The sequence below is a fragment of the Streptomyces sp. B1866 genome, assembly GCF_031932565.1.
Lineage (GTDB): Bacteria > Actinomycetota > Actinomycetes > Streptomycetales > Streptomycetaceae > Streptomyces.
The window spans coordinates 1-4,769 of sequence record NZ_JAVSCF010000361.1 but is presented as its reverse complement, the minus strand read 5'-3'; the positions used below and the strand labels follow the sequence as shown (position 1 = coordinate 4,769).

General features: G+C 76.3%; 2 protein-coding genes. One reads left to right on the top strand and one right to left on the bottom strand.

The window, feature by feature from the left end; genetic code table 11:
- Positions 1-109: 109 nt before the first annotated feature.
- Positions 110-3,709, top strand: coding sequence for a hydantoinase B/oxoprolinase family protein (locus RKE29_RS27965; RefSeq protein ID WP_312008473.1), 3,600 nt, complete (start codon positions 110-112; stop codon positions 3,707-3,709).
- 62 nt (positions 3,710-3,771) lie between these two features.
- On the opposite strand, the gene RKE29_RS27960 is transcribed toward RKE29_RS27965, so the two are convergent.
- A complete protein-coding gene (locus RKE29_RS27960; RefSeq protein WP_312008474.1) occupies positions 3,772-4,764 on the bottom strand; it encodes an iron-containing redox enzyme family protein in 993 nt (330 codons plus the stop codon).
- Between the last annotated feature and the right edge of the window lie 5 nt (positions 4,765-4,769).

Below are 4,769 nucleotides of genomic sequence, written 5' to 3'. Positions count from 1 at the left end.
CGCCGCCCGCGCGGGCGCCCGCCCGGACGGCGGGGGCCGGGACCCGGCGGGCCCGGTGGCCGCCTCCGCGGCCGTGTGAGCCGGCTCGGCCGCCTGGGACAATGGCCGGATGACAGGACGCTGGGAGTTTTGGATCGACCGCGGCGGCACCTTCACGGACGTGGTGGCCCGCCACCCCGAGGGCCGGCTGACCACCCGTAAGCTGCTGTCGCACCACCCCGAGCGGTACGCGGACGCGGCCGTCGCCGGCATCCGCCTCACCCTCGGGCTCGGCCTCGACGATCCCGTCCCGGCCGAGGACATCGCCGTGGTGAAGATGGGCACGACCGTGGCGACCAACGCCCTGCTGGAGCGCACCGGCGAGCCGACCCTGCTCGTGGTCACCGAGGGCTTCCGGGACGCGCTGCGCATCGCCTACCAGAACCGCCCGCGCCTGTTCGACCGGCGCATCCTGCTGCCCGAGGCGCTGTACGAGCGGGTCGTCGAGGTCCCCGAGCGGCTGGACGCGCGCGGCGGCGTGGTCCGCCCGCTGGACCTGGCCGCCGTCACCGCGGAGCTGCGCGCGGCCCACCGCGACGGCTTCCGCAGCGCGGCCGTGGTGCTGCTGCACGGCTACCGCAACGCCGACCACGAGCGGGCCGTCGCGGCCGCGGCCCGGGAGGCGGGCTTCACGCAGGTGAGCTGTTCACACGAGGTCAGCCCGCTGATGAAGCTGGTGCCGCGCGGCGACACCACCGTCGTCGACGCCTACCTCTCCCCGGTCCTGCGCGCTTACGTCGACAGCGTGGCGAAGGAGCTGCGCGGCATCCGGCTGATGTTCATGCAGTCCAACGGCGGCCTGCGGGAGGCCGCCCACTTCCGCGGCAGGGACGCGGTGCTCTCCGGGCCCGCCGGCGGCGTGGTCGGCATGGCCAGGGCGGCCGCCGAGGCCGGGTACGAGCGGGTCATCGGCTTCGACATGGGCGGCACGTCGACCGACGTGTCGCACTACGCGGGCGAGTTCGAACGGGTCTTCGGCACCGAGGTCGCCGGGGTGCGCATGCGCGCGCCGATGATGAACATCCACACCGTGGCCGCGGGCGGCGGCTCGGTCCTGCACTTCGACGGCCGCCGCTACCGGGTCGGCCCCGACTCGGCCGGCGCCGTGCCCGGACCGGCCTGCTACCGGCGCGGCGGCCCGCTGACCGTGACCGACGCCAACGTGATGCTCGGCCGCGTCCAGCCCGCCCACTTCCCGCGCGTGTTCGGCCCCCGGGGCGACCAGCCGCTGGACGCCGAGACGGTCCGTACGCGCTTCGCCGAGCTGGCCCGGCGGGCCGCCGAGGCGACCGGCGACCGGCGCGGCCCGGAGGAGGTCGCCGCGGGCTTCCTCGACATCGCCGTGCTCAACATGGCCAACGCCGTCAAGAAGATCTCCGTGCAGCGCGGCCACGACGTCAGCCGCTACGCGCTCACCAGCTTCGGCGGCGCGGGCGGCCAGCACGCGTGCGCGGTCGCCGACGCGCTCGGCATCGGCACGGTGATCGTGCCGCCGCTGGCCGGCGTGCTGTCCGCGTACGGCATCGGCGTGGCCGACGCCACCGCCCTGCGCGAGCAGGCCGTCGAGACCGAGCTGACCGACGACGCCGGCCCGCGCGTACGGGACCTGTGCGACCGCCTCGCCGAGCGAGCCCGCGCCGACCTGCTCGCCGACGGCGTGCCGCCGCAGGCCGTCGCCACCGTCGCCCGGGTCCACCTGCGGTACGCGGGCACGGACGCGGCGCTGCCCGTCCCGCTGGACACGCCGGAGGCGATGGCCGCGCGGTTCGCCCGGCTGCACCGCGCGCGGTACGCCTTCACCATGGACAAGCCGCTGGTGGTCGAGGCGGTGGCGGTCGAGGCCGTGGGCACGGCCGCCGGGGCCGGCGGCACCCGCGCCGCGCCGCCCCCGGCGCGGTCCGGAGACCTGGCGCCCGCCGCCACCGTGGCCATGTTCACCGAGGGCCGGTGGCAGGACGTACCCCTGTACGAGCGCGCCGGCCTGCTGCCGTCCGACACCGTCACCGGGCCGGCGATCGTCGCCGAGGACGACGCCACCACCGTCGTCGATCCCGGCTGGCGCGCCGAGGCGGGGGAGCGCGGCCACCTGCTGCTCACCCGGGTCGCCCCCCGGCCGCGTACGACGGCCGTCGGTACCAGCGTCGACCCGGTCCTGCTGGAGGTCTTCAACAGCCTCTTCATGGCCATCGCCGAGCAGATGGGCGTGGCCCTGGAGAACACCGCCCACTCCGTCAACATCAAGGAGCGCCTGGACTTCTCCTGCGCGCTGTTCGACGCCGACGGCAACCTCATCGCCAACGCCCCGCACATCCCCGTCCACCTCGGCTCCATGGGCGAGTCCATCAAGGAGGTGCTGCGGCGGGGCGCCGGCACGATGCGACCGGGCGACGTGTACGCCGTCAACGACCCCTACCACGGCGGCACGCACCTGCCGGACGTCACGGTCGTCACCCCGGTCTTCGACGACGCCGGGCGCGAGGTGCTGTTCCTCGTCGCCTCGCGCGGGCACCACGCCGAGATCGGCGGCGTCACGCCCGGCTCCATGCCCGCCTTCAGCCGCACCGTGCACGAGGAGGGCGTCCTGTTCGACAACTGGCTGCTGGTCCGGGACGGTGAGCTGCGCGAGGAGGCCACCCGCGCGCTGCTGGCCTCCGGCCCGTACCCCTCCCGCGCGCCGGACGCCAACCTCGCGGACCTGCGCGCCCAGATCGCCGCCAACGAGAAGGGCATCGCCGAACTGCGCCGCATGATCGGGCAGTTCGGCCTCGACGTGGTGCACGCCTACATGCGGCACGTGCAGGACAACGCCGAGGAGTCGGTGCGCCGCATCGTCGCCGGGCTGCGGGACGGCACGTTCACCTACGAGACCGACGCCGGTGCGTTCATCCGCGTCGCGGTGCGCGTGGACCGCGCGGCGCGTGGCGCGGTCCTCGACTTCGAGGGCACCTCGCCGCAGCAGCCGGGCAACACCAACGCGCCCAGCTCGGTGGTCATGGCGGCGGTGCTGTACGTCTTCCGCACCCTCGTCGCCGACGACATCCCGCTCAACAGCGGCTGCCTGAAACCCCTGGACGTGCGCATCCCCCAGGGGTCGATGCTGGCGCCCGCCTTCCCCGCCGCCACGGTCGCCGGCAACGTGGAGACCTCCCAGGCCGTCACCGGCGCCCTGTACGGCGCGCTCGGCGTGCAGGCCGAGGGCTCCGGCACCATGAACAACGTCACCTTCGGCAACGACCGCGTGCAGTACTACGAGACCGTCGCCAGCGGCTCCGGCGCGGGCGACGGGTTCGACGGCGCGGACGCCGTGCAGACCCACATGACCAACTCGCGGCTGACCGACCCCGAGGTGCTGGAGTGGCGCTATCCGGTGCGCGTGGACGGCTTCGCCGTCCGGCACGGCAGCGGCGGGCGCGGCCGGTGGCGGGGCGGCGACGGCGTGACCCGGCGCATCCGCTTCCTGGAGCCCATGAAACTGGCGCTGCTGACCGGCCACCGGCGGGTGCCCCCGTACGGCATGGCGGGCGGCGAGGCGGGCGCGCTGGGCGCGAACGCCGTGGAGCGCGCCGACGGCACCGTGCAGCCGCTGGCCGGGTGCGACGCGGCCGAGGTGGGCCCGGGCGACGTGCTGGTGCTCCACACGCCCGGCGGCGGCGGCTACGGGACGCCCTGACCGCTCCCCCTGACGTTCCGGCGGCCCGCCGCCGCCCGGGCCCTGCGAGCGGGCCGCGCCGGTCAGCCGGGGCCGGTCGGCGGGCCGCCCGCGCCCTCCGGCCGGCCGGGCGCCTCCAGCGGGCGGCGCAGGGACGTGCGCCCGGCGTCCCAGTCCGCCAGGACGCGGGCGGCCCAGCGGTCCTCCAGGTAGGTGGTGGCCTGCACGCCGAAGACGACGGCCGCCGCCTGGCCGGGCTCGCGGTCCAGCAGGCCGCCGACCACGTCGCGGCGCATCAGCTGCTCGTGCACCGCGTCGGCCCCGATGTGCTCGGTGAAGAACCGCACGCAAGCCGCTGCGGCGCCCAGTCGGCCGAACGCCGCCGCCAGCCGCTGCGCGCCGGGCGAGGAGGTGATCTCCAGCGCGGCGAAGTGCCCGGCCATCGCCCCGCGCAGCGAGCGGCGCAGGCCCAGCAGGGACATCAGGTTGACGGTGGCGAGCGTGGCGGCGGGCGCGTGGTCCAGGTAGCGGCCGTACGCCGGGTCGAGGCCCGCGGCGGACATGGCGTCGGCGAACAGGCGCGCGTGCACCCGCTCGCCGCGGCCGGCCCCGTACTCGTCGAACTCCACGGCCACCAGCGACGCCTTGGCCTGCCCGGTCAGCCGCGGGATCAGCCACGCCTGCGGGTCGGCCTCCTTGAGCTGGTACAGCGAGCGGTGCGCCAGGAACTCGCGCGCCTGCTCCCAGGTGCCGTGCCGGTGCAGGCGGTGCGACACGCCGGTGGCGCCGGGCGGCTCGGCCAGCAGCGCGTCCAGCGCGCCGGCCGCGTCCGCGCCGCCGGGCACCGCGGCGCGCAGCGCGGCCAGGAACCGCTCCTCCAGCGCCTGCCGCAGGCGCAGCAGGTCCGGCTGCCACTCCCAGTCGTCGGCCACGCCCGCGAACCCGCGGTAGTGCAGCTCGTAGCAGGCGTACAGGGCCAGCTGCGCGTCGTCGCCCAGCGGGTCGGCGGCGCCGGCGGCCGCGGTCGGCAGCGGCGGCGCCGGCGTGCGGACCGGCCCGGCCAGGGCCGCCAGCACGGCGG

Coding starts and splice junctions, on each gene's coding strand:
- RKE29_RS27965 (WP_312008473.1), top strand. CDS start 110: ATGACAGGACGCTGGGAGTTTTGGATCGACCGCGGCGGCACCTTCACG.